This is a genomic window from Bacillus sp. JH7, from assembly GCF_001563515.1.
Taxonomy (GTDB): Bacteria; Bacillota; Bacilli; order Bacillales; family Bacillaceae_G; genus Bacillus_A; species Bacillus_A cereus.
The window spans coordinates 2,460,982-2,487,400 of sequence record NZ_LPUS01000001.1 but is presented as its reverse complement, the minus strand read 5'-3'; the positions used below and the strand labels follow the sequence as shown (position 1 = coordinate 2,487,400).

The following is a 26,419-nucleotide window of genomic DNA, read 5'->3' as shown; positions in this document are numbered from 1 at the left end:
GATATGAAAAAGATTGGTTTTATCGGTTTAGGTAACATGGGTCTTCCAATGTCAAAAAATCTAGTTAAATCAGGTTACACAGTATATGGCGTGGACTTAAATAAAGAGGCGGAAGCGTCCTTTGAAAAAGAAGGCGGAATTATCGGTCTATCAATCTCAAAACTAGCAGAAACATGTGATGTAGTTTTTACAAGTTTACCTTCACCTCGCGCTGTTGAAGCGGTATATTTTGGAGCAGAAGGATTATTTGAAAATGGTCACTCGAATATAGTTTTCATTGATACAAGTACGGTATCGCCGCAGTTAAACAAACAATTAGAGGAAGCTGCAAAGGAAAAGAAAGTAGACTTTTTAGCAGCACCTGTGAGCGGTGGTGTAATCGGAGCCGAAAACCGAACATTAACGTTTATGGTTGGTGGATTAAAAGAAGTATATGAGAAAACGGAATCTATCATGGGCGTACTAGGCGCGAACATTTTCCACGTTAGTGAGCAGATTGATAGTGGTACAACTGTTAAGTTAATTAATAACTTATTAATTGGTTTTTATACAGCTGGTGTGAGTGAAGCTTTAACATTAGCGAAAAAGAACAATATGGATTTAGATAAAATGTTTGATATTTTAAATGTAAGTTACGGTCAAAGTAGAATTTATGAACGTAATTATAAAAGTTTTATAGCACCTGAAAACTACGAGCCAGGATTTACTGTGAACTTATTGAAGAAAGATTTAGGATTTGCAGTTGACTTAGCTAAGGAAAGCGAACTCCATTTACCGGTAAGCGAAATGTTATTAAACGTATATGACGAAGCGAGTCAAGCTGGATATGGTGAAAACGATATGGCTGCTTTATATAAGAAAGTTAGCGAGCAATTAATTTCTAATCAAAAATAAATTATACAAAGGAGAGAATACAATGATTACAACTGAAATTAAACGAGTAAAAAATCACATTAACGGTGAGTGGGTTGAATCGACAGGTACGGAAGTAGAAGCAGTTCCAAATCCAGCGACTGGAAAAATTATCGCTTACGTTCCACTATCTCCAAAAGAAGATGTTGAAAAAGCTGTTGAAGCGGCAAAATCAGCATTCGAAACATGGTCTAAAGTACCAGTTCCAAATCGTTCAAGAAATTTATATAAATATTTACAGCTATTACAAGAAAACAAAGATGAGCTTGCAAAAATCATTACGCTAGAAAATGGTAAGACGCTAACGGATGCAACAGGTGAAGTACAGCGTGGTATTGAAGCGGTAGAACTTGCAACATCTACGCCAAATTTAATGATGGGTCAAGCACTTCCGAATATCGCTAGCGGAATTGATGGATCGATTTGGCGCTACCCAATCGGAGTTGTTGCTGGTATTACGCCATTTAACTTCCCGATGATGATTCCGTTATGGATGTTCCCACTTGCAATTGCTTGCGGTAATACATTCGTATTAAAAACATCTGAAAGAACGCCACTTTTAGCGGAGCGACTTGTAGAATTATTCTATGAAGCAGGTTTCCCAAAAGGCGTATTAAATTTAGTACAAGGCGGAAAAGATGTTGTGAATAGTATTTTAGAAAATAAAGATATTCAGGCTGTTTCGTTCGTTGGCTCTGAGCCGGTAGCTCGTTACGTATATGAAACAGGTACGAAACACGGAAAACGTGTACAAGCGTTAGCAGGTGCGAAAAACCATGCGATTGTAATGCCAGATTGCAATCTTGAGAAAACAGTACAAGGTGTAATTGGATCTGCATTTGCAAGTAGTGGAGAGCGCTGCATGGCATGCTCAGTAGTAGCAGTAGTGGATGAAATTGCTGATGAATTCATTGATGTATTAGTAGCAGAAACGAAAAAATTAAAAGTAGGCGATGGCTTTAACGAAGATAACTATGTTGGACCATTAATCCGTGAATCTCATAAAGAGCGCGTTTTAGGCTACATTAATAGCGGTGTAGCAGATGGGGCAACTTTATTAGTAGATGGCCGTAAAATTAATGAAGAAGTTGGAGAAGGTTACTTTGTAGGTGCGACAATCTTTGATGGCGTGAATCAAGAAATGAAAATTTGGCAAGATGAGATTTTTGCTCCAGTATTAAGCATTGTACGAGTTAAAGATTTAGAAGAAGGTATTAAACTAACAAATCAATCTAAATTTGCAAATGGTGCAGTTATTTATACGTCAAACGGTAAACATGCCCAAACGTTCCGTGATAACATCGATGCTGGTATGATCGGTGTAAATGTAAACGTTCCAGCACCAATGGCATTCTTCGCATTTGCAGGAAATAAAGCTTCATTCTTTGGTGATTTAGGTACAAATGGTACAGATGGCGTTCAATTCTATACACGTAAAAAAGTTGTAACTGAGCGCTGGTTTTAATATAGAGTAAATAACCAAATCAGTTATTAAATGAAACCACCACTATTAATAGTGGTGGTTTTCGTCTTGTTAATTATTTTTTTCAAAAGCTAGTTTAATACCAAATCCAATTAGGACGACTCCTGTTAGCCCTTGAATATAACGCTGCGTCTTCGGTTTTTTCATAAAAGCACTAATTTTATCAATTAAAAATATATAAAATGCAAACCAAATGACTGTTAAAACGAGGTAAGTAAGGCCCATTACAAGAAGTTGAATAAATGTATTATGATTTGGATTTAAAAATTGCGGTAAAAAAGTTAAAAAGAAGACTGCAACTTTAGGGTTTAATAAATTTGTAAGAAATCCTTGGCGAAAGCAAGAAGTATGTTCGTTTTCATTATTCAAAGATAGATCATTTGTATCTAAGTTTTCTTTGTTTCTTACTGCTAAAAGGGCTTTAATACCGATATAAATTAAATAGAGAGCCCCGACGTACTTGAAAATAGAAAATAATAGAGCTGACTTTACAATAAGTGCAGAAAGACCAATTACAGCAGCTAAAGTATGAATTAATAGTGCAATACATGTACCAAACACTGTTTTCACTCCACCGACTTTACCAGCAGCCAATGTATTTTTCGTAGCCATTGCTGTATCTGGACCAGGTAAAATGATAAGGCAAATAGACATAATGATGAAAAGAAGATAATTTTCTATCATAGCCGCCCCTCCTTTTTATTTTTAGAATATTTGATTAAAAATAGTGTAGCACAAAAATGGATTTAATAAAATTAAATTTTGTGAAAAATAATTAAATAAAAAAGGCTATATAGTAGCTGTAATTACACTACTATATAGCTTCGATTTTATACCGCTATTTGCGGGTAGTAAGATTTTCACCGCACAAGATTTAGCTGAAGCAAAGAAGTTAGGTAGGGGATGAACGAAACATCCCCTCATGACAATTTCATTTTATGCATTAAGTAAGTTAAAGAAACGATTCACATCTTCTTCTGAAACGTCACTTAACTGTTTATATTTATAATTCGGATTTTGATCTTTATCAACGACAACGGAGCGTACTCCTTCGAAGAAATCTTCATGTCTCATGAAATTTTTAGCAAGTATAAGGTCCGTAGCGAAACATTCTTCAACGGATTTATCTTTTCCATCAATAAACTGTTTTAATGTTACTTTTAGTGAAATAGGGGATTTTGATAACAGTGTTTCTTTCGTTTTTAGAGCAAAGGAACTTTCATCTTTCTCCAATGAATGGATGATTTCTTCAATTGTATCGAAAGCAAAATGTGAATTGATTACTTCTAATGAAGGAGCGAGCTCGCTTTCTAAGTTTGGAGCAGTTGCAAATGTACGAATAACTTCTTTTAAATTAGTATGTACATCATCTTCTTTATGCCAATTTACACTTTCAAGTTCAGTAAGAAACTTTGGTAATGAATCAGATGTCATAAAGTAATCAGCAGCATTAATAAATAATACGTCAGAAGCTTTTAAAATAGATGCTGTTAAAGCAACGAATCGTCCTGTATATCCAGGCGCTTTATTTAAGAAATATGCAGCTCCGACGTCTGGGAAGAAGCCAATATTCATCTCTGGCATTGCCCATTTCGTACGCTCAGTTACAATGCGATACTTCGCACCATTTGTAAGACCGACACCACCGCCCATTACAATTCCATCTAAACAAGCAATAATCGGTTTTGTATATTGATAAATATATGTATCAATTTCATACTCTTCTTCAAAAAAACGTCCTGCATGTTGCAATGCCACTTCATTGGAACGCGCTTCATAAAGAGTTTTAATGTCGCCGCCTGCACAAAAACCTTTTGTGCCAGCTCCTTTTAACACGATAAGTGCAATACGCTCATCGTGTTCCCACTCTTTAAGTTTTTGTCCGATAGGTTGTAACATGTCATAAGATAAAGAATTAAGTGCTTTTGGACGGTTTAAAGTAATTGTCGCAACGCCGTTTTCACTAACAGAAAATAAAACTTGTTCAGTCATAATGCATCCTCCCTTACATATCTTCTTATTCTTAATTCTTGATATGTACTGAAATGTCCTTTATAAATTTTGTCAAAAGTTGACGGTAAATATTAATTTGGTCACTGCATATTTTGACGAGTTATCTTTGCAGGATTTCAGAGACTGAGGGGGAATATTACAACATTACTGTAAGTGTAATTATTTGAAGTTATAATGATAAAAGCGCTATTATATAGGTGTGAAATGTTCATTATCAATTCTAAAAGTGTGTTTGAAGAAAAAATAAATCGTACAATTGTAATAAAAAATTTTACACTGAATTAGAAATAGAGAAAGGAGAAATCGGAATGCCAGGACCTTTACTATTGTCGGTTATTATTTTGTCTTTTTTAATGATAGGAATAACGCAGTATTTTCATCATACAGATACGACAGAAGAAGTGAAGGATAAAGTACGTCTCGTATTTCCGATTTTTATAATATCTATTTCATTCTGTATTTTATTAAATAAAGATGGCTACATTGTCGCAGTGTTCTCATTTTTCGTCGCAATCGTCTTAATTACCGTTTTATATTATGTAATGAAAGACTTTATACAAAAATAAAGATGTCATAATAGACATTTTTATTTTGGGGAAAATATAAAATTTCACATACCGTATTTTATATAAAATACATAAAACATATAACAATAGAAAAGTGTGTACTTTGCTGTGTATGTACTTGTCAATCTTGCATAGCCACTATACTATTAAAATGTAGAGATTATAAAAAGGGGTTGTATCTATCATGAAATTTGAGATGCACACAAAAATTATTTCAAATGAAAAAGAAGTAAGATTACATATTGAAGAAAATATATTTCAATTAATATTGGATGGTTATCACTTATTTACAGTTCAAGAAATATTGCCTTTATATAAATCAAATGAAGAAAGAATTGGAAGTGCAACGATATTGAAGCTAGAGTGGGAGAACGGAAAAACTACAATAAACTATCAACTCGTTTCACTAAAATCAGTAAATTAAAAGGAGTAGAAAAATATGAAGTTATTTCATACAGCGGATTGGCATTTAGGTAAGCTTGTTCATGGCGTGTATATGACTGAAGACCAAAAGATTGTATTAGATCAGTTTGTACAGGCTGTTGAAGAAGAAAAACCAGATGCTGTAATTATTGCAGGGGATTTATATGACCGAGCAATTCCACCTACAGAAGCAGTAGACTTATTAAATGATGTGCTGCAAAAAATAGTTATTGATTTGCAAACACCAGTTATTGCGGTAGCTGGTAATCATGATAGTCCGGATCGTATCCATTTTGGAAGTAGTTTAATGAAAAAACAAGGATTACATATTGCAGGTCAATTTCAATTCCCGTATGAACCTGTTGTACTAAATGATGAATATGGAGAGGTTCACTTCCATCTAATACCGTATGCAGACCCAAGCATAGTGAGGCACGTGTTGAAAAATGAAGACATACGTTCTCATGATGATGCGATGCGCATTTTTATGAATGAGCTCTCTGAAACGATGGATAAAGAAGCTAGACATGTATTTGTTGGACATGCATTTGTAACTTCTTCAGGAGAAGCGGAGGAGAATACAAGTGATGCAGAACGACCACTTTCAATTGGTGGTGCTGAATATGTAAATAGTCATTATTTTGATAAGTTTCATTACACAGCGCTTGGACATTTACATCAAGCGCATTTCGTACGTAATGAGACGATTCGATATTCAGGTTCACCACTTGCCTATTCAATTTCTGAAGAGAAACATAAAAAAGGCTATTACATTGTACAACTGAATGAAACTGGTGAAGTAGCAATTGAAAAAAGGTTACTTTCACCACGTCGTAAAATGCGAACAGTAGAAGCGAAAATAGATGAATTATTACAGCACCCAGTAAGTGAAGATTACGTATTTGTAAAATTATTAGACGAAAACCCTGTCTTACAGCCAATGGAGAAAATACGATCTGTATATCCAAATGCAATGCACGTTGAAAGAGCGATGCAAAGACGAGAACTCACAGATACAAATGAAGTAACTGTTTCAAGACATAAAACGGATGATTTATCTCTTTTAAAGGCTTTCTATAAAGAAATGAAAGGGTTAGATTTATCAGAAGAGAAAGAACGCCTATTTATAGATGTATTACAAACAGTGCAAGAACGGGAAGGTGAACGAGGATGAGACCGATTCAGCTTATTATGACAGCATTCGGGCCATATAAACAGAAAGAAATAATCGATTTTGAAGATCTTGGAGAACATCGTATTTTCGCTATTTCTGGGAATACAGGAGCTGGAAAAACAACGATTTTTGATGCGATTTGTTATGTGTTATATGGTGAGGCTAGTGGAGAAGAACGTAGTGATACGAGCATGCTTCGAAGTCAATTTGCTGATGATAATGTTTATACAAGTGTTGAATTAACCTTTCAGTTAAAAGGGAAACGCTATGAAATAAAACGACAACTTGGACATAAAAAACAAGGGAATAAGACTATTACAGGACATGCAGTAGAATTATATGAAGTTATTGATGGAGAAAACGTTCCAGCCGTCGATCGTTTTCATGTAACAGACGTAAACAAAAAAGTGGAAGATTTAATTGGGTTAAGTAAACATCAATTTAGCCAAATTGTTATGTTACCCCAAGGGGAATTCCGAAAACTATTAACATCTGAGACGGAAAACAAAGAAGAGATTTTACGTCGTATTTTTAAAACGGATCGTTATAAATTAATGCGTGAGTTACTTGACCAAAAACGAAAACAATGGAAAGACGTCTTGCAAGAAAAACAAAAAGAGAGAGAGCTCTATTTCCGTAATGTTTTTAAATTACCAATCCGTGATGGAGCATTATTAGAGACATTAGTGGCACAAGAACATGTAAATACGCATCAAGTAGTAGAAGCGTTAGAACAAGAAACAACCGTGTATAAGGCAGAGGTTGAGCAATTACAAGTAGAACAAGATGTTCAAACGAAGCAATTAAAGGATGCAGAAACACGTTTTCATGCAGCAAAATCTGTAAATGAGAAATTTATAGATTTACAACAAAAGAATGAGAAATATAACAATTTACAAGAGAACCGTGCAGCAATTGAAAGGAAAGAAAAATCCTTTAAACGTGCGGAACAAGCAAAGCGCTTATTACCATTTGAACAATGGTATGAAGAAGCGATGGAAAATGAGCAGAAAGCTGAAAGTTTGTTAAAACAGATAATCGTCAAACAAGAACAGATAATGAACAGCTTTGAACTTGCTAAGGAGAAGTATGAAGTAGTAAAGAATAAAGAAGCTGAAAGAGAAGATGCTAAAAAGCTTGTTCAAAGATTAGAAGAGTTACAAGCGATCATTGAATCATTAGCTGAGAGAAAGCTGAATTTACAAAATGCCGAAATTCAAATAGGGAAATTAAAAGAAAGTATGCAAAAGTTAGATCAACAACTAGAAGAGCATACAAACCAAAAACAGAGAATGTCTGATGAATTGCAGCAATTAGAACAAGCACTTGAGCAATATGTAGCTAAAGTGGAAGAACTAACGAATATGCGAGAAGATGCAAAAGTTTTAAAACAAGCATATGATGTTTGGCAAGAAAAACAAAAATTCGAGCAAGAAAAAGAAGCGACAACTAATAAAATGCAAGTGGCAGTTCGTGCATATGAAAACATGGAGCGCCGCTGGTTAAGTGAACAAGCTGGTATATTAGCTCTTCATTTACATGACGGTGAATCTTGTCCGGTATGTGGTAGTACGAATCATCCGCAAAAAGCTACAGAGCAAAGTAATGTGATCGATGAAAGAGAGTTAAACGATTTAAGAGATAAGAAGAACATTGCTGAAAAATTACATGTGCAAGTAGAGGAGAAATGGAATTTCTATCGACTACAATATGAACAAGTGATAGAAGAAGTTGTGAAGCGCGGCTACAATTCGGAAAAATTAGCTGAAACATATAGTGCACTTGTTCAAAAAGGAAAACAATTAGCTGCAGACGTGAATACGTTAAAAGCAAGTGAAGAAACACGTAAGCAGATTGCTGCGAACATGAAAAGCGTAGAAGAAAAAATAGAAGAACTTCAGAAACAAAAACGAGAATTGGAAACAATGCAGCACCGTACAGAAATGGAGTGTATGCAACTTCGTACGTCATATGAACATGATAAACGAAATATTCCAGAAAACTTACAAACAGTACAAGCTTGGAAAGCACAGTTTGACCAAGCTATGCAGGAACTTAGGTTAATGGAGGACGAATGGAAGAAAGTGCAGGAAGCGTATCAGCATTGGCAAAATGAAAATATACGTATTCAAGCAGAACAAAAAGGTGCTTCTAATCAATTTGAAAGTGCAAAATTAAAGAAAGAAGAGACTTTCGCACGCTTTATGAAAGAGCTAGAACAAAGCGGGTTTACAGATGAATTCACGTATAAAAAAGCCAAATTAAGCGATCCCGAGATGGAGATGTTACAAAAAGAAATTCAAGGTTATTATTCATCGCTTGAAGTGCTTGCAAAACAAATTGAAGAGTTAAACTCAGAATTAAAAGATAAAGAGTATATGGATATTACATCTTTAGGTGAACACATAAAAGAACTAGAAATTAATCTCGATATCATTAAAGAAAAACGTCAACGTGCGCAAAATGCGGTAACATATATTTCTGATTTACATGAAAACATTAGACGTATTGACGAACAAATTCACGAGGAAGAAAAAGCCTTCCAAGAACTTGTTGATTTATATGAAGTAATGAAAGGTGATAACGAAAGTCGTATATCATTTGAACGTTACATCTTAATTGAGTATTTAGAACAAATTGTTCAAATCGCAAACGAACGACTACGTAAATTATCAAATGGACAATTTTATTTAAAACGAAGTGAGCGAGTTGAAAAAAGAAACCGTCAAAGTGGATTAGGTTTAGATGTGTACGATGCATACACTGGCCAAACACGCGATGTAAAAACACTATCCGGTGGAGAGAAATTTAACGCATCACTTTGCCTAGCGCTAGGAATGGCAGATGTCATTCAAGCATATGAAGGCGGTATTTCCATCGAAACGATGTTCATCGATGAAGGGTTCGGTTCATTAGATGAAGAATCGTTAACGAAAGCGGTAGATGCCTTAATTGACTTACAAAAATCAGGCCGATTTATCGGTGTCATCTCACACGTTCAAGAGCTGAAAAACGCAATGCCAGCTGTATTAGAAGTAACGAAGCAGAAGGATGGGTGTAGTCAGACTAGGTTTGTGGTGAAGTAAGCTTAGAAAATGGAGTAGGGAATCTACCGATACTTTTAGTGTCATATGTATGAATAATAAAACGTCGTCTCTTCATATTGGAGGCGACGTTTTATTTTATAAAATATCTATGAATTATCTGTAGAAGGCGGCGTATTCTCCAAACGATTATAAGTTTTAAAGGCTGAAATTGCTGAGATAACTCCGCCTACTAAAAATAAAGCGGATCCTCCAACTAAGATGATACGACTGACATATGTTTCCCGTGCTTCTTCGACTTCTTCTTGTAACGCTGTAGGCATATGAATCCCCCCTTTATAAAAGTTGTTTTATAAATAGTATATACAAACGCCTAAAATGTGTTAAAATAACTGATGATTTTATGCAGTGGGTAATTAGATGAGTAGGATGCGAGTGGCTAAGTAAATCTTCATCATAAATTTATGTGAACTTCACATAGAGCACATATTAACATTGTATTATGTATATGTACCAAATAAATAAATAAATAAAGTGAATGTAAGTTCTGTTTTCAAAAATTTAAAATCCTTTTATTTCTATATAAAAGTTTTAATCAAGGGTTTTAAAAAATTTGGAAATAGATCTTATGAATATGGAATTCATATAAAAGGGGAATGTCTTATGACAACATATACGAGTGAAATGAGAAAAACTTTAGTTTCAGAAGAAGATGTAGATATTTTAAAAATTATGGCGCATCCAATCCGACTGCAAATTGTAAATGAATTAAGTACGAGAAAAACTTGTAATGTAACACAATTAACAGAGTTACTGAATATTCCGCAATCTACTGTTTCACAACATTTATCAAAAATGAAGGGTAAAGTGTTACGAGCAGAGAGAAGAGGTTTAGAAATTTATTATCATATTAACAATTTAAAAGCGAGTAAGATTGTTAATGTTTTAGGGTATATAAACTAGTGAAATATTTTTATATAAAATAGCCCCTGCTGTTGAGCAGGGGCTATTTTGTGTTGTTTTATGTATTTGTATTTAAAACTTTATAGTTTTTATGATTTACAATTGTTCGATCAAATTCAAAAGTACCACCGCTTACATTTGTAATTTCAACTAAGACCGATTCAGTATAAAGTTTTAATACAGATCCTGTAATCTTTAAATTATTTCGTTGAAAAAGTATAGTATCCCCTACGTTTGCTTTCATAGTACCTCCTCATTAAAGACAGAAATATTTTTTTATTATATATATTAAACCACGGATAGATATATTAGTGAATATTTAGTTTTATTTATTGGAAAAAAATTTGTGATTTTATAAAAAATAAGGTGGATTGAAGTATAAAAAATTTTTCTATTGTATTTAATCAGTAGTTTTTTGTATTTCATCCTTCGTTTTTTGTAACTGATTCTACGTTTTTGACGCTCTGTCTTGTAAGTGCTTACATAAACAAAAACATCTTATACAATGAAGGTGTTAAATCAAAAGAGGTGACCAAAATGAACATAAAAAAAGTAAATTTAGCGAATAGCATTGAAATAGAAAGAGGAGGCGGAAAGGTATGAAAAAATCAACTGTTAATCCATGGCTTGTTGTCCTTGGCACAGTTATAGTACAAATGGGGCTTGGGACGATATATACATGGAGTTTATTCAATCAGCCTTTAGTTAGTAAATATGGTTGGAGTCTTAACGCTGTTGCGATAACTTTCTCAATTACTAGTCTTTCTTTAGCATTTTCAACTTTATTTGCGAGTAAATTGCAAGAAAAATGGGGACTTCGTAAACTTATTATGATAGCTGGATTAGCATTAGGACTAGGATTAATATTTAGTTCACAAGCATCCTCACTAATATTACTTTATGTACTAGCGGGAGTTGTTGTAGGTTATGCAGATGGTACAGCATATATCACTTCACTATCAAATTTAATAAAGTGGTTTCCAGAGCGTAAAGGTTTAATTGCTGGTATTTCTGTCTCTGCATATGGTTCAGGTAGCTTAATCTTTAAATACGTTAACGCACAGTTGATTGAATCAGTTGGTGTATCCCAAGCATTTATATACTGGGGTTTAATTGTTACAGCTATGATTGTAATTGGTGCTTGTTTAATCCATCAAGCTGCAGATCAAGGAGCAGTTCATGAAACAAAAACTGAGGAATACACAACGAAAGAAATGTTAGGCACAAAACAAGTATACTTATTATTTATCATGTTATTTACATCATGTATGAGTGGCTTATACTTAATTGGTATGGTAAAAGACATTGGTGTTCAACTTGTAGGACTTAGCGCAGCAACAGCAGCTAATGCGGTGGCTATGGTTGCAATCTTCAATACATTAGGTCGTATCATTTTAGGACCGTTATCGGATAAAATTGGGCGTTTAAAAATCGTTACTGGTACTTTTGTTGTTATGGCGAGTTCAGTCTTAGTTCTAAGTTTTGTAGATTTAAATTATGGTATTTACTTCGTATGTGTAGCAAGTGTAGCGTTTTGCTTTGGTGGAAATATCACTATTTTCCCAGCTATTGTTGGTGATTTCTTCGGTATGAAAAACCATAGTAAGAACTACGGAATTGTGTATCAAGGATTTGGATTTGGGGCGCTTGCAGGTTCCTTTATCGGTGCACTTCTAGGTGGATTCAAACCAACGTTCATGGTAATAGGTGTATTATGTGTCGTGTCATTCATTATCGCAATTTTAATTCAAGCACCTAAGCAGAAAAAAGAAAAAGAAGAAGAGTATCGCAGCGTAGCATAAGTATATAAATCTTCTATAACAATATGATTACGAAAAAGCATCCTATTCTATTAATTAGGATGCTTTTTTTATGAGTTATTTTAACAAGGTTAAATTACTTTTATGATTTTCATAGATGTAAAAGTGAGTGAAATGCCTATTTGGATTATATTGAAATACAATAAATTGATACATCGTATTCGAAATATATATTAAATCTTAAATGACAAAAAAGACATTCATTAGTATTTGTAAGATATATTTTCAGAAAAATATTGAGAAAATATATACTTGAGTTTTTCATAAAGCATTGTAAATGAACGTATCTCTAGTTTAGTTTCTTCAATTTTAAAAAGAGGACTTTGAATTTTATTTATAATATAAGTACTTTTAATGCGTTTACATATGATTTTATTAAGAAGCATTAAAATGGTTTATCTGAAAAATAAAAAAAGATTGACAAGTTTATTGAGAAACATTATCATTTCGGTGTAAGATGTTAAATGAAAAACATTATCAATAAAATGGATTTTAAAGTAATGCGCACTTGACCAATTAGTTTAGTAAGTGTATTATTTTTTACAACACAACTGATAATGAAAATCAATATCATTGGTGTTACTTAATGAAATTAATGTTTATGTGAAAGGATAGAGAAAATGAACTTAGGGGAATTTGATGGGAAAACAGTTTTAGTAACAGGTGCAGCACAAGGCATAGGCAGTGTCGTTGCCAAAATGTTTTTAGAAAGAGGAGCCACAGTTATTGCGGTTGATCAAAATGAAGAGGGGTTAAATGTACTCTTAAATCAAAATGAATTAAACAATACACGTATGAAAACGTTTCGTTTAGATGTGAGTGATAGCGCCGCTGTTGAAGACATGGTAAATCATATTGCAAATGAAATAGCGCCAATAGATATTTTAATAAATGTTGCAGGGGTTTTACGTATGGGACCAATTCATTCGTTAAGTGATGAAGATTGGAATAAAACATTCTCTGTAAATACGACAGGGGTTTTCAATATGTCCCGAGCGGTAAGTAAAAATATGATGTTAAGAAAATCGGGGGCAATTGTTACAGTCGGTTCAAATGCGGCAAATACGCCAAGAATGGAGATGGCTGCGTATGCTGCGTCAAAGGCCGCAACGACGATGTTTATGAAATGTTTAGGACTAGAGCTTGCAGCATACAATATACGCTGCAATTTAGTTTCTCCAGGTTCTACTGAAACTGAGATGCAAAGATTACTATGGGCTGATGAGAATGGAGCTAAAAATATAATTGCTGGTTCTCAAAATACATATAGACTCGGAATTCCATTACAAAAAATTGCACAACCTTCAGAAGTTGCTGAAGCAGTGTTATTTTTAGCCTCAGATAGAGCAAGTCATATTACAATGCACAATTTATGTGTTGATGGCGGTGCTACGTTAGGAGTTTAATAAAAATTCAGGAGGTTATTATATTATGAATGAACATATAGCTGTAAAGGAATTGTCAGAAAAACTTTTAGAAGATTATAAGACTGAATCTTCATTCTTTTTCGCTTCACCAACTCGAACGATATTAGCAGAAGGAGAGTTTACTACAGTAAAGTATCGTGAAATTGAAAGTTTCCCAGAGCTTGTGCAAGCGACATTAAGTAATGCGAAACAAGCTGGAAATCCAAATCCTATCGTTGTGGGTGCTTTGCCATTTGATCGTAGAAAAGAAGTCCAACTCATCGTACCAGAATATAGCAGAATTTCTGAGCGTTTACAATTGGATACAACAAATCAGCTTGAAACAAATGAGAATGTAACATTTGAAATGACACCAGTGCCAGACCCTGAAGTTTATATGAATGGTGTGAAGCAAGGAATTGAAAAAATACAGGACGGTGATTTAAAGAAAATCGTTCTATCCAGATCGTTAGATGTTAAATCTTCCGAAAAGATTGATAAGCAAAAACTTCTGCGAGAATTAGCAGAGCATAATAAGCATGGTTATACATTTGCTGTAAATTTACCGAAAGATGAAAAAGAGAACAGTAAGACGCTAATTGGAGCAAGCCCTGAATTACTTGTTTCACGTAATGGTATGCAAGTTATTTCTAACCCGTTAGCTGGTTCAAGGCCACGTAGTGAGGACCCAGTAGAAGATAAAAGAAGAGCAGAGGAATTACTTTCTTCGCCAAAAGATTTACATGAACATGCGGTAGTAGTTGAAGCGGTTGCCGCTGCACTTCGTCCGTATTGTCATACATTACATGTTCCAGAAAAGCCATCAGTTATTCATAGTGAAGCGATGTGGCATTTGTCTACAGAAGTGAAAGGTGAACTTAAGGATCCAAATACTTCTTCTTTACAATTAGCAATTGCCCTTCATCCTACGCCAGCAGTTTGCGGAACTCCGATGGAAAAAGCAAGAGAAGCTATACAGCATATTGAGCCATTTGACCGCGAGTTCTTTACAGGAATGCTAGGATGGAGCGATTTAAATGGAGATGGAGAATGGATTGTTACAATTCGTTGTGCTGAAGTACAAGAAAATACACTTCGTTTATATGCAGGAGCTGGAGTTGTTGCTGAGTCAAAACCAGAAGATGAGTTAGCAGAAACATCAGCTAAGTTCCAAACAATGCTAAAAGCTTTAGGGTTAAGAGATAGTTCACTTAATGAAAAATAGGGGGAAGAAAGAATGCTAGTAGGTTATACAGAATGGCCAAAAGAATTTGCCGATCGTTACCGAGAAGCAGGATGTTGGCTTGGTGAAACATTTGGAGGAGTGTTAAGAGAGCGGGCTGAGAAATATGGAGATCGAATCGCGGTTGTAAGTGGTAAGAAGCATATAACATATAGTGAACTTAATAAAAAGGTAGATCGTTTAGCAGCAGGTTTACTGAATTTAGGAATAAAGAAAGAGGACAGAGTTGTAATCCAGTTACCTAACATTATCGAGTTTTTCGAAATATGTTTTGCACTATTTCGAATTGGAGCGCTTCCTGTCTTTGCACTACCTTCACATCGAAGCAGTGAAATTAGTTATTTTTGTGAGTTTGGCGAGGCGAGCGCTTACGTTATTTCAGATAAGGCTCTCGGTTTTGATTATCGAAAATTAGCAAGAGAAGTGAAAGAGAAAGTGCCAACTTTACAACATGTAATTGTAGTGGGAGAAGAAGAAGAGTTTGTGAACATAAATGATCTGTATATGGATCCCGTCTCATTACCAGAAGTTCAGCCAAGTGATGTTGCATTTCTCCAATTATCAGGAGGCACAACAGGTCTTTCTAAATTAATTCCTAGAACACATGATGACTATATTTATAGTTTACGTGTTAGCGCTGAAATTTGTAATTTGAATGCAGAAAGCGTCTATATGGCAGTTCTTCCAGTAGCACACAATTACCCAATGAGTTCTCCAGGGACATTTGGAACTTTCTATGCGGGTGGAAAAGTGGTATTGGCAACTGGTGGTAGTCCAGATGAGGCCTTTGCTCTTATCGAAAAAGAAAAAGTTACAATTACAGCGCTTGTTCCGCCATTAGCAATGATTTGGCTTGATGCTGCATCTTCTCGTAATGCCGATTTATCCAGCCTAGAGGTTATTCAAGTAGGTGGTGCTAAGTTTAGCGCTGAGGTTGCAAAACGTATACGTCCTACATTTGGATGTACGTTACAGCAAGTGTTCGGTATGGCGGAAGGATTAGTGAACTATACAAGATTAGATGATCCGGAAGAATTTATTATTTATACACAAGGTAGACCAATGTCTGCACTCGATGAAGTACGAGTTGTTGATGAAAATGATAACGATGTACAACCTGGCGAAGTAGGTAGTTTATTAACAAGAGGTCCATATACAATTCGTGGTTACTATAAAGCCGAAGAGCATAATGCACGATCATTTACAAAGGATGGATTTTATCGGACAGGTGATCTTGTAAAAGTAAATGAACAAGGATACATCATTGTAGAAGGAAGAGATAAAGATCAAATTAACCGCGGTGGTGAGAAAGTTGCTGCGGAAGAAGTTGAAAATCATCTATTAGCACACGATGCGGTCCATGACGTAGCAATTGTATCTATGCCTGACGATTATTTAGGTGAACGCACCTGTGCTTTTGTTATAGCTCGCGGACAAGTTCCAGCAGTAAGTGAATTAAAAATGTTTTTAAGAGAACGTGGTATAGCGGCTTATAAAATTCCAGATCGAATTGAATTTATTGAAGCATTCCCGCAAACAGGAGTCGGAAAAGTCAGCAAAAAAGAACTACGTAAAGTCATTGCTGAAAAGCTTATTACAGTAAAACAATAATAAAAACCGGAAGGAAGTGATTAGATGGCTATCCCATCTATTTCAGTATATAAAATGCCAATTGAATCAGAACTACCAAAAAATAAAGTGAATTGGACACCAGATCCGAAACGTGCAGTACTTTTAATTCATGACATGCAAGAATATTTTCTTGATGCATATAGCGATAAAGAATCACCAAAAGTAGAACTTATTTCAAATATTAAAATGATAAGAGAAAAATGTAAGGAACTTGGTATACCAGTTATTTATACAGCACAACCTGGTGGGCAAACGTTAGAACAACGAGGTTTATTACAAGACTTTTGGGGTGACGGTATACCTGCTGGACCAGATAAAAAGAAAATTGTTGATGAACTTACTCCTGATGAGGATGATATATTCCTCACAAAATGGAGATATAGTGCATTTAAAAAGACAAATCTATTAGAAATTTTAAATGAACAAGGAAAAGATCAACTCATTATTTGCGGTATTTATGCGCATATTGGCTGTCTTTTAACAGCTTGTGAAGCATTTATGGATGGTATAGAGCCGTTCTTTGTAGCAGATGCAGTTGCTGATTTTTCACTAGAGCATCATAAACAAGCATTGGAGTATGCAGCTAATAGATGTGCAGTAACGACATCAACAAACCTACTGTTAAACGATTTACAAAGTGTAAAAGATGATGAGAGTGAAGGAATCACTATACAGGAAGTGCATGAACTAGTTGCACAACTACTTCGTGAGCCAGTAGAGAGTATTGATATTGATGAGGACTTATTAAATAGAGGGCTTGATTCGGTCAGAATTATGAGTTTAGTAGAGAAGTGGCGTCGTGAAGGGAAAGAAATCACTTTTGCACATTTAGCAGAACGTCCAACTGTTGCAGGTTGGTACAGTTTACTATCTTCACAAACAGCACAGGTGCTGTAACAAATAGACTACATAATAAAGGGGTAGTAAAGAATGCCTAACAGTCAAAAGATTCGTCATTCGTTATCATCTGCGCAGTCTGGTATGTGGTTTGCGCAACAATTAGATCCGCTTAATCCGATATATAATACTGGGGAATATGTAGAAATAAACGGGAATATTCATCAAGACATTTTTGAATTAGCTGTACGTAAAGTTGTAATGGAAGCAGAAGCACTTCACGTTCGCTTCGAAGAGGATGAAATTGGCCCATGGCAAGTTATTGAAGAATCACAGTTTCATATGCATTTTATTGACGTTCGGAAAGAAGAAAATCCTGAAGAAGCTGCTAAAGTATGGATGAAAAATGATTTATCTATGCCAGTCGATTTGAAAAAAGATACATTATTTACTGAAGCACTTATTCAAGTTGAAAATAATCGTTTCTTTTGGTATCAGCGCATCCATCACATTGTGATGGATGGCTATGGATTTTCACTTCTTAGCCAAAAAGTGGCGAATGAGTATACATCACTTATAGAAGAAACAAACAAGAATGAAAAGCCGTTTGGTTCTCTTACAAAAGTTGTGCAAGAAGATATTGAGTATCGTGATTCTAAAAAATTTCAGGAAGATCGTACTTTTTGGTTAGAAAAATTTGCGGATGAACCAGAAGTTGTAAGCTTGGCAGAGCGAGCACCGAGAACATCAAATGGATTTTCACGAGAAACAGCTTATTTATCTAGTTCTAGCACGAAAACTTTACTAGAAGATATCAATATTTCGTTAACAAGTTGGCCGGAATTCATTGTCGCTGTAACAAGTATTTATATGCATAAATTAACAGGTGAAAATGATATTGTTTTAGGTTTACCGATGATGGGACGTTTAGGTTCTGTATCTATTCATACACCAAGTATGGTAATGAATTTAGTTCCACTTCGTATTACAGTAACTCCAAATATAACTCTTGCGGAATTATTGCAGCAAGTTTCTAAAGAAATCCGAGATGTACGTCGCCATTATAAATACCGTCATGAGGAATTAAGAAGAGATTTAAAGTTACTAGGTGAAAATCAAAGGTTGTTTGGACCGTTAGTGAATGTTATGCCTTTTGATTACGGGCTAAATTTTGCTGGAAATCGTGGTATTACGCATAATTTATCAGCCGGACCTGTCGATGATTTATCGATAAATGTATATAAACGTTTTGATCAAAATGAGCTAATGATTCATTTTGATGCGAATCCCGAAGTATATAATGGCGCAGAGCTAGCATTGCATAAAGAAAGATTTATGAATCTATTTGAATTAGTAATAAATAATTATGAGAAAAACGAGTCGATTGGAAAAATAAACATTACTCTGCCTGAAGAAAATCATAAAGTTTTATTGGAATGGAATGAAACGAAGGAAGACGATGAGTTAATCAGTTTACCTATATCATTTGAAAAACAAGTGCAAAAAAATCCAAATAAACTAGCCATTACTTGTGACGGTGTAATCCTTACGTATAAAGAGCTAAATGAACGAGCGAATGAACTAGCACATTATTTAGTAGAAGAAGGAATACGACCAAATCAGTTTGTAGCTTTAGTATTCCCTAGATCAATAGAAATGGTAGTTAGTATGCTAGCAGTCTTAAAGGCTGGTGCAGCGTATTTACCAATAGATCCAGAATACCCAGCAGATAGAGTTAATTATATAGTAAATGATGCAAAACCAGTTTGTATCATAACACATTCATCTGTTTCATCTAAGTTAGTTATAGAAAATGATATGAAAAAAATTGTATTAGATGACGAAGAAACGAAACTAGCGTTACATACATATTCTCGTATGAATATAGCATGTAAGAATGATGCATCACTTTTAAACCCAGCCTATACAATATATACTTCAGGCTCAACAGGAAACCCAAAAGGTGTAATTGTTCCTATGAGAGGTTTAAGTAACTTTTTAATGGCTATGCAACAAAAGTTTTCATTAAATGAAAATGATCATTTATTAGCAGTTACAACGTTTGCGTTTGATATTTCTGCTCTAGAAATTTATTTACCTCTTATTAGTGGTGCAAGTTTAACAATTGCGCAAAAAGAAGACATACAAGAGCCATCGGCATTAACGACACTTTTACAAGAAGAAAGAGTGACCATTATGCAGGCTACACCGACGCTTTGGCAGGCGTTAGTAACTGATTATCCAGAGAAGCTACAAGGGCTAAATATACTTGTTGGTGGTGAAGCTCTTCCAGCGCATTTAGCAAATAAATTAAAAGAATTAGGTTGCTCAATAACTAATTTATATGGACCAACTGAAACGACGATTTGGTCTACTTTCATGAACATTGATGAAGGTGAAAAGGGTATACCTCCTATTGGAAAGCCAATTTCCAATACAGAAGTGTATGTATTGGATGCAGGGTTACAACCAGTTCCACCTGAAGTTATTGGGGAATTATATATTGCAGGGGAGGGACTTGCAAGCGGATATTTAGGAAAACCTGAGTTAACAGCTGAACGGTTTGTTGCAAATCCTTATGGAGAATCAGGGAAGCGCATGTACCGTACAGGAGATCTTGTGAAATGGCGTAGTGATGGTGCGTTAGAGTACATTAGTCGCGCAGATCATCAAATTAAAATTCGTGGATTCCGAATTGAATTAGCTGAAATTGAAACGGTATTACAACGACATGAAAATATTCAACAAGCGGTAGTAATGGTACGAGAAGATCGTCCAAATGATAAACGCATCATTGCGTATATCGTTGCAGAAGAAAAGGAACTGATTAATCTTTCAGAAATTCGTTCTTATGTTTCAGAAAGTTTAGCGAATTATATGATACCATCGGCATTTGTTGTGCTAGAAGAATTACCATTAACGCCAAATGGTAAGGTTGACAGAAAGAAATTACCTGCTCCTGATTTTAATGGAATGAACAACGAGAGAGTTGCTAGAAATCCGAAAGAAGAAATATTATGTGATTTATTTGCAGAAGTACTTGGTGTTTCTCGAATTAGCATTGATGATAATTTCTTTGAAATGGGTGGACATTCACTTCTCGCATCTCGTTTAATGGCAAGGATTCGTGAAACGTTAAGTGTGGAATTAGGAATCGGGAAACTATTTGAATCACCAACTGTTGCCGAACTGGCGAAACAATTAAACGATGCAAAAAGTGCAAGACCAGCTATTCAGAAAGCAAGTAGGCCAAATGAAGTTCCACTTTCATTTGCACAGCGCAGGTTATGGTTCTTAAATTGTTTAGAAGGTCCAAGTCCTACTTATAATATTCCGCTAGTCATTCGTATGAATGGAATATTGAATCGGGAAGCATTACAAGGTGCTTTTTATGATGTAGTTGAGAAACATGAAACACTTAGAACAATTTTCCCTAACGTATTAGGTAGTTCCTATCAGAGAATTTTAGATATGGAAAACTTAAATCTAGAAATGGTTATAACTAATACATGTAAAGATGAATTAGAAAGTGTACTTTCAGAGGCGGTAAGATATAGCTTTAACCTCGATTTTGAGCCGGTAGTTCGTTTACAACTTTTTACAGTGAGTGAAAACGAACATGTATTATTAATTTTATTACATCATATTGTAGGTGATGGCTGGTCATTACAGCCGTTAACGAGAGATTTTACAGTGGCGTATAAAGCACGATGTCAAGGTGACAGAGTTCAGCTGGAGACACTACCAGTTCAATACGCGGATTATGCACTTTGGCAACAACAATTGCTAGGTGATGAAACGACACCAGAGAGTCTTATTTCAACACAATTAGATTTTTGGAAAGAAGAACTTAAAGGTTTACCAGACCAAATGGAGTTACCTACAGATTTCCAGCGTCCAATTGAGACGAGTTACCGCGGGGAAACAATTCATTTTCATATAGATGAAGGTATGCATAGTAGGTTAGTAGAGCTTGCACGTAAAAATGGAGTTAGTTTGTTTATGGTATTGCAAGCAGGGCTTAGTGCACTATTTACAAGATTAGGTGCAGGCACTGATATACCAATTGGAAGTCCGATTGCTGGAAGAAATGATGATGTACTTTCAGATATTGTTGGTTTATTTGTAAATACATTAGTGTTACGTACAAATACGTCAGGAGATCCAAGTTTTAAAGAATTATTAAATAGAGTGAAGCAGGTAAATCTTGCAGCTTATGAAAATCAAGATGTTCCATTTGAAAGGCTTGTTGAAGTGTTAAATCCAGTACGTACTCGAAACAGCCACCCGTTGTTTCAAGTTATGTTAGCTTTTCAAAATACACCAGAAGCAACGTTTCATGTACCAGGTTTAGAAGCGAGCCTTGAAATTCAAAGCGTCGGTTCTGCAAAATTTGATTTAACATTTGAAATTAGTGAGAGTAACGGGGTTGATGGTACTCCGAACGGTTTACATGGATTACTAGAGTTTAGTACCGATTTATATAAACGTGAAACGGTTCAAAAACTAATAGAACGATTCATTTTGTTATTAGATGATGCAGCTACAAATCCGGATCAATCAATTGGCAGATTAGAAATATTAACTGTAGCAGAGAAAAATACAGTGTTAGAAAAGTGGAATGGTGGTTTTCAAATTGCACCAGAAATGACATTGCCACAATTGTTTGAAAAGCAGGTTTATATAAATCCAAATTCTATTGCTGTTGTCTTTGAAGATAAGAAATTAACTTATGAAGAGTTAAATAGAAAAGCAAATAAAATAGCTCGATTCCTAATAGCAAAAGGGATTGGTCCTGATCAACTCGTTGCTTTAGCGATGCCAAGATCATTAAACATGGTTGTAAGCTTATTAGCTGTTCTTAAAGCTGGTGCTGGATATCTTCCGTTAGATCCAGATTACCCAGCAGACCGCATTTCATTTATGCTACACGATGCGAAACCAACATGTGTTTTAACGAATTCAGAAGTGGAAATTGAATGTGATGAGGCACTAAAAGTTTTAGTTGATGATGTAAAAGTAATAGCAGAAGTTGAGAAATATAGTGAAGAAAATATTGATGAAGTGGAACGCATTAAGCCATTATCTCCATTACATATTGCTTACGTTATTTATACGTCAGGCTCAACGGGTAGACCGAAAGGCGTTATGATACCTCATCAAAATGTAGTAAGACTTTTAGGAGCAACTGATCATTGGTTCCAGTTTGACGGAAACGATGTTTGGACGATGTTCCATTCATACGCTTTTGATTTCTCTGTTTGGGAAATTTGGGGACCTTTATTATACGGAGGGCGTTTAGTTGTAGTGCCACATACTGTAAGTCGCTCACCGAAAGAATTTTTACAGCTTCTTGTTAAAGAAAAGGTTACGGTTTTAAATCAAACTCCATCAGCGTTCTATCAATTGATGCAAGCAGATCGTGAAAATGAAGAGATTGGCCAAAAATTATCTTTACGATATGTTGTTTTTGGAGGAGAAGCACTTGAGCTAAGTCGCTTAGAAGATTGGTATAGTCGACATCCTCATAACGCACCAAAGCTTATTAATATGTACGGTATTACGGAGACGACAGTACATGTTAGTTATATTGAATTAGATGAAACTATAGTCTCTTTACGAGCAAATAGTTTAATTGGGTGCAGTATATCTGACCTTAAAGTGTATGTGTTAGACAACTATTTACAACCAGTGCCACCTGGAGTAGTTGGAGAAATGTATGTTGCAGGTGCAGGGCTTGCGCGTGGATATTTAGGAAGAGCAGGATTAACGGCTGAACGCTTTATCGCAGATCCATTTGGAAAGCCAGGTACAAGAATGTATCGTACAGGAGACTTAGCTCGCTGGCGTAAAGATGGGACGCTAGATTATATAGGACGTGCAGATCATCAAATAAAAATTCGTGGGTTCCGAATTGAATTAGGAGAAATAGAAGCAGTCATAATGAAGCACCCTAAAGTTGAGCAAGTAGCCGTTATTGTACGGGAAGATCAACCAGGGGATAAACGGTTAGTTTCTTATATCGTTGCATCAAATAATGAAGCGATTGATACGAATGAAATGCGTCAGTTTGCTAGTGGTAGTTTACCAGATTATATGGTTCCATACGCTTTTGTAGTAGTAAATGAGTTACCTTTAACTCCAAACGGTAAATTAGATAGAAAGGCATTGCCAGCTCCAGAATTTATCGCATCATCTTCTAGTCGTGGTCCAAGAACACCGCAAGAAGAAATGTTATGTGACTTGTTTACAGAAGTGCTAAGTGTACCTCAAATTGGAATTGATGACGGATTCTTTGATCTTGGTGGCCATTCACTCCTTGCAGTGCAGCTTATGAGCCGCATGAAAGAGGCGCTTGGAGTGGAACTAAACATTGGCACTTTATTTGCAGCACCGACTGTTGCAGGGTTAGCTGAAAGACTTGAGATGGGGAATGGTCAAAGTGCACTTGATGTGTTGCTTCCATTACGAGCAAGCGGGGATCAATTACCACTATTTTGTGTACATCCAGCAGGTGGATTAAGTTGGTGCTATGCAGGACTTATGAAATCTTTAGGAACAGATTATCCAATCTATGGTGTACAAGCACGTGGTATTGCTAAAAATGAAGAACTTCCAAAAAGTTTAGAGGAGATGGCGGCGGATTACTTGAAACATGTTCGTGAAGTACAGCCTTATGGACCATATCGTTTATTAGGTTGGTCGCTTGGAGGAAATGTTGTGCATGCAATGGCGGCGCAACTACAAAATGAAGGGGAAGAAGTAGAATTACTCGTTATGCTTGATTCTTATCCTGGACACTTCTTACCGAATACGGAAGCGCCTACTGAAGAGGAAGCGTTAATCGCATTACTTGCTTTAGGCGGATATGACCCAGATAACATGGATGGTAAACCACTTACAATGGAAAGTGCAGTTGAAATCCTTCGTAAAGATGGAAGTGCATTAGCAAGTCTTGAAGAAGAGACTATATTGAACTTGAAAGAAACATATGTAAATTCAGTAGGGTTGTTAGGGAAATATGTACCGAAAGTTTATAACGGAGATATCTTATTCTTTAGATCTACTGTTATACCAGACTGGTTTGATCCTATTTCTCCAAATACGTGGCTAAATTATTTAGATGGGCAAATTGTGCAGCACGATATTGATTGTAGACATAAAGATCTATGTCAGCCAGGTCCACTTACGGAAATTGGACAAGTATTAGCGAAATATTTGCAGAATAAGAAAGGGGTAAGTAGAGTATGACGAATCCATTTGAAAATGATAATTACACATATAAAGTATTAATAAATGAGGAGGGCCAGTATTCTCTCTGGCCTGCTTTTCTCGATGTACCTATTGGCTGGAATGTCGTATATGAAGAAGCTAGTAGGCAGAGTTGCTTAGAATATGTTGAATATAACTGGAAAGATTTGAATCCACAAGGTAATCAAGTTCGCGAAAAAACATTAGTAGGAAAACGATAATGAAAGAAAAACTAAATCCAAAAGTAGTTGTAAGTATCGTTTATATAACTGCGATGTTTATGGCTGCGATGGACGCAACGATTGTAAATGTAGCACTGCAAACGATAAGTAGAGAACTACAAGTACCTCCATCTGCAATGGGGACGGTGAATGTTGGATATTTAGTTAGTTTAGCTGTTTTCCTTCCGATTTCTGGTTGGTTAGGAGATCGTTTTGGTACGAAAAGAGTATTTTTAATTGCTCTTTTCGTATTTACAATTGCATCTGCTTTATGCGGAATGGCTAACGATATTACTTCATTGAATATTTTCCGTATTATTCAAGGTGCTGGCGGAGGGCTTTTAACACCGGTCGGAATGGCGATGTTATTTCGAACATTTTCATCCGAGGAAAGACCGAAGATTTCCCGGTTCATTATACTTCCAATTGCTGTAGCACCAGCAATTGGTCCTATCATCGGTGGTTTCTTTGTAGATCAAATGTCTTGGCGTTGGGCATTTTATATTAATCTACCGTTTGGAATCGTTGCATTGCTATTTGGACTTCTATTTTTAGCAGAACATGTTGAAAAATCAGCTGGTCGCTTTGATTCGCTCGGCTTTATTTTATCAGCACCAGGATTTGCGATGCTCATATATGCACTCAGCCAGGGACCATCAAAAGGGTGGATTTCTCCAGAAATTATGAGTACTGGGATAGCTGGGGTTGTATTCATTACATTGTTTATAATTGTAGAACTGAAAGTAAAGCAACCGATGTTAGATTTACGCTTATTAAAAGAACCAGTCTTTAGAAAGATGAGCATTATATCATTATTTTCATCAGCTGGTTTATTAGGAATGTTATTTGTTTTTCCTCTTATGTATCAAAATGTGATAGGAGTTTCTGCACTGGAATCAGGACTTACGACATTTCCAGAGGCGATTGGATTAATGATTTCTTCACAAATTGTACCATGGTCATATAAGAAATTAGGAGCTCGAAAGGTAATTTCTATTGGATTAATATGTACGGCGGTTATATTTGTTTTATTGAGTTTTTTAAATCACGATACGAATCCGTGGCAAATCCGGGCATTATTGTTTGGTATCGGTATTTTCTTAGGTCAATCTGTCGGTGCGGTTCAATTTTCTGCCTTTAACAATATCACGCCGCCTTCTATGGGGAGAGCGACTACTATATTCAATGTGCAAAATCGACTAGGTTCAGCAATAGGAGTAGCGGTTTTAGCTAGTATACTAGCTGGTTTTGGAGGTAATAACGTTCAATCCGATTTTTTACCATATCAAGCAGCATTAATTGGGTCAGCAATATTTTTGCTCATAGCACTACTATTTTCTTTACGTATTTCCGATAAAGAGGTAATGTCAAAGAAGAAAGAAAAAACATTATCTGTATCAGAAAAAGAGAAAGTACTTGTCAATGAATAAC

19 protein-coding genes are annotated in these 26,419 nt (G+C 35.5%); 15 read left to right on the top strand and 4 right to left on the bottom strand.

Annotated elements, in window-relative coordinates; translation table 11 throughout:
- Positions 1-3 precede the first annotated feature (3 nt).
- Positions 4-894, top strand: coding sequence for an NAD(P)-dependent oxidoreductase (locus AU379_RS12400; protein ID WP_000719406.1), 891 nt, complete (start codon positions 4-6; stop codon positions 892-894).
- A gap of 22 nt (positions 895-916) precedes the next feature.
- Complete coding sequence (locus AU379_RS12395) at positions 917-2,377, top strand: CoA-acylating methylmalonate-semialdehyde dehydrogenase (protein ID WP_000633363.1); 1,461 nt, start codon at positions 917-919, stop codon at positions 2,375-2,377.
- Positions 2,378-2,446: 69 nt separating this feature from the next.
- On the opposite strand, the gene AU379_RS12390 is transcribed toward AU379_RS12395, so the two are convergent.
- Positions 2,447-3,079: a LysE family translocator gene (locus AU379_RS12390; protein WP_000572345.1), complete on the bottom strand. Its 633-nt coding sequence runs from the start codon at positions 3,077-3,079 to the stop codon at positions 2,447-2,449.
- A gap of 252 nt (positions 3,080-3,331) precedes the next feature.
- Positions 3,332-4,387 carry an enoyl-CoA hydratase/isomerase family protein gene (locus AU379_RS12385; protein WP_061139328.1) on the bottom strand — a complete coding sequence of 352 codons (1,056 nt, stop codon included), beginning with the start codon at positions 4,385-4,387 and terminating at the stop codon, positions 3,332-3,334.
- A gap of 329 nt (positions 4,388-4,716) precedes the next feature.
- Here AU379_RS12385 and AU379_RS12380 point away from each other — a divergent pair, with 329 nt between their 5' ends.
- The 4 genes from AU379_RS12380 to AU379_RS12365 all read left to right on the top strand — a co-directional run bounded on the left by AU379_RS12380 (position 4,717) and on the right by AU379_RS12365 (position 9,657).
- Positions 4,717-4,974: a hypothetical protein gene (locus AU379_RS12380; RefSeq protein WP_001119404.1), complete on the top strand. Its 258-nt coding sequence runs from the start codon at positions 4,717-4,719 to the stop codon at positions 4,972-4,974.
- A gap of 184 nt (positions 4,975-5,158) precedes the next feature.
- Entirely contained in the window at positions 5,159-5,398 is a 240-nt protein-coding gene (locus AU379_RS12375) for a DUF2584 family protein (protein WP_000667346.1), read from the top strand.
- Between the two features lie 15 nt (positions 5,399-5,413).
- Positions 5,414-6,571: an exonuclease SbcCD subunit D gene (locus AU379_RS12370; RefSeq protein WP_000765146.1), complete on the top strand. Its 1,158-nt coding sequence runs from the start codon at positions 5,414-5,416 to the stop codon at positions 6,569-6,571.
- Positions 6,568-9,657 carry an SMC family ATPase gene (locus AU379_RS12365; protein WP_061139327.1) on the top strand — a complete coding sequence of 1,030 codons (3,090 nt, stop codon included), beginning with the start codon at positions 6,568-6,570 and terminating at the stop codon, positions 9,655-9,657. Before AU379_RS12370 ends, AU379_RS12365 begins: the two co-directional genes overlap by 4 nt.
- A 107-nt stretch (positions 9,658-9,764) precedes the next feature.
- Here the strand turns inward: AU379_RS12365 and AU379_RS30580 are convergent, their stop codons facing one another.
- Entirely contained in the window at positions 9,765-9,938 is a 174-nt protein-coding gene (locus AU379_RS30580; RefSeq protein WP_001141667.1) for a hypothetical protein, read from the bottom strand.
- 340 nt (positions 9,939-10,278) lie between these two features.
- Here AU379_RS30580 and AU379_RS12355 point away from each other — a divergent pair, with 340 nt between their 5' ends.
- Positions 10,279-10,578, top strand: coding sequence for a metalloregulator ArsR/SmtB family transcription factor (locus tag AU379_RS12355; protein ID WP_000214801.1), 300 nt, complete (start codon positions 10,279-10,281; stop codon positions 10,576-10,578).
- Between the two features lie 58 nt (positions 10,579-10,636).
- On the opposite strand, the gene AU379_RS12350 is transcribed toward AU379_RS12355, so the two are convergent.
- Positions 10,637-10,822 carry a YkvS family protein gene (locus tag AU379_RS12350; RefSeq protein WP_000646793.1) on the bottom strand — a complete coding sequence of 62 codons (186 nt, stop codon included), beginning with the start codon at positions 10,820-10,822 and terminating at the stop codon, positions 10,637-10,639.
- A 355-nt stretch (positions 10,823-11,177) separates the two neighbouring features.
- On the opposite strand from AU379_RS12350, the gene AU379_RS12345 reads away from it, so the two are divergent.
- The 8 genes from AU379_RS12345 to AU379_RS12310 all read left to right on the top strand — a co-directional run bounded on the left by AU379_RS12345 (position 11,178) and on the right by AU379_RS12310 (position 26,418).
- Positions 11,178-12,380, top strand: a complete 1,203-nt coding sequence (locus tag AU379_RS12345; RefSeq protein ID WP_000750119.1) for an OFA family MFS transporter — start codon at positions 11,178-11,180, stop codon at positions 12,378-12,380.
- Positions 12,381-13,018: 638 nt separating this feature from the next.
- Complete coding sequence (gene dhbA, locus AU379_RS12340) at positions 13,019-13,804, top strand: 2,3-dihydro-2,3-dihydroxybenzoate dehydrogenase (RefSeq protein WP_001048430.1); 786 nt, start codon at positions 13,019-13,021, stop codon at positions 13,802-13,804.
- A 25-nt stretch (positions 13,805-13,829) separates the two neighbouring features.
- Positions 13,830-15,029 carry an isochorismate synthase DhbC gene (dhbC, locus tag AU379_RS12335; RefSeq protein ID WP_061139326.1) on the top strand — a complete coding sequence of 400 codons (1,200 nt, stop codon included), beginning with the start codon at positions 13,830-13,832 and terminating at the stop codon, positions 15,027-15,029.
- Positions 15,030-15,041: 12 nt separating this feature from the next.
- A complete protein-coding gene (locus AU379_RS12330) occupies positions 15,042-16,658 on the top strand; it encodes a (2,3-dihydroxybenzoyl)adenylate synthase (RefSeq protein ID WP_061139325.1) in 1,617 nt (538 codons plus the stop codon).
- 24 nt (positions 16,659-16,682) lie between these two features.
- Positions 16,683-17,576 (top strand): isochorismatase family protein, encoded by an 894-nt coding sequence (locus AU379_RS12325; RefSeq protein WP_061139324.1) that lies wholly within the window; start codon positions 16,683-16,685, stop codon positions 17,574-17,576.
- A gap of 33 nt (positions 17,577-17,609) precedes the next feature.
- Positions 17,610-24,767, top strand: a complete 7,158-nt coding sequence (locus AU379_RS12320) for a non-ribosomal peptide synthetase (RefSeq protein ID WP_061139323.1) — start codon at positions 17,610-17,612, stop codon at positions 24,765-24,767.
- A complete protein-coding gene (locus tag AU379_RS12315) occupies positions 24,764-24,988 on the top strand; it encodes an MbtH family protein (RefSeq protein ID WP_000184059.1) in 225 nt (74 codons plus the stop codon). The genes AU379_RS12320 and AU379_RS12315 overlap by 4 nt, the downstream gene beginning before the upstream one ends.
- Entirely contained in the window at positions 24,988-26,418 is a 1,431-nt protein-coding gene (locus AU379_RS12310; RefSeq protein WP_061139322.1) for an MDR family MFS transporter, read from the top strand. Before AU379_RS12315 ends, AU379_RS12310 begins: the two co-directional genes overlap by 1 nt.
- Position 26,419: the final 1 nt, after the last annotated feature.